2 pseudogenes are annotated in these 991 nt (G+C 45.0%); one reads left to right on the forward strand and one right to left on the reverse strand.

Annotated elements, in window-relative coordinates:
- A pseudogene (locus AAC155_RS24230) lies at nucleotides 1–135 on the reverse strand (transposase family protein); the annotation flags it as partial.
- An 89-nt stretch (nucleotides 136–224) separates the two neighbouring features.
- On the opposite strand from AAC155_RS24230, the pseudogene AAC155_RS24235 reads away from it, so the two are divergent.
- A pseudogene (locus AAC155_RS24235) lies at nucleotides 225–655 on the forward strand (transposase); the annotation flags it as partial.
- Nucleotides 656–991 lie beyond the last annotated feature (336 nt).

Genomic DNA, 991 nt, shown 5'->3' on the forward strand with positions numbered 1-991 from the left:
CCAACCTTCAGCGCCAGCGAGAATGGCGCTGATGACAAGAAAAATAACATCAATCAGCTCGTATTGACGATTGATGTCAGAACGAGTTTCTTTCACAACGGTTAAATGTTCAATCAGGGTCTGGTTCGGATTCATGGGCGAGTATTAAAAAGAAAAATAAGGAGAATGAGATCATATAATTACGGTTCATTCAAGGGGGGTAAAAAAGTATGCTCGCGCCCTGTGTGTGCCCCCAGGGCGAAAAGTTGATTTATAAAACGACCAGCCGAGAGGGATACCGGCATTATCAGGCTGCGGCGAATATCTGCCAGTACTGCCCGAAACGCGCATCCTGTACGCAGGCCAAAGGGGGCAAAAAGATAACCCGTCATGTCTGGGAGGACAGTAAGGAGCAAGCCAGGGAAAACCGGCTAACGGAGTGGGGTAAAAAGGTTTACAAGCGACGAAAGGAGACGATAGAACGCAGTTTTGCGGATGCGAAACAACATCACGGGCACCGTTATGCCCGTTTTCGCGGGTTGCAAAAAGTGCAAATACAGTGTCTTTTGGCAGCAACCGCCCAAAATATCAAGAAGATAGCATTGCTGATCGCGATGCTGTGTTGTTTTTATCTCTGGAGAGCGAACGTGTCAAATTGCAAGCGAAGCGGAAATAACCCCCTGACGGGCGATTGAATCGGGTCAATGAGGAAAATGAGTTGTATTAGGATTCATCATGAAAAGAACAGACCCCATTATTTTCAATGAGGTTTGTCGGCGGTCTGAAAGCCCTTTGGGCTTTTCGCCTGATATCCCCGCTCTGGCACTGGGCAAGGGTTTACGGCGGTTTTTGCTAATTATCTATTGTCAAAGTGAATTCTTATAGGGGAACCTCTAAAAACTCTCAATACAAAAAATAAGATCAATTTTGCACTCACCAATAAATGACCTTATTGTGTATGACTTTTTCTTGCTTTTTCAGGGGAAAAAATAAACTCATCGCTTTTTCATCA

Source organism: Photorhabdus sp. HUG-39, from assembly GCF_963878365.1.
Lineage (GTDB): Bacteria > Pseudomonadota > Gammaproteobacteria > Enterobacterales > Enterobacteriaceae > Photorhabdus > Photorhabdus kayaii.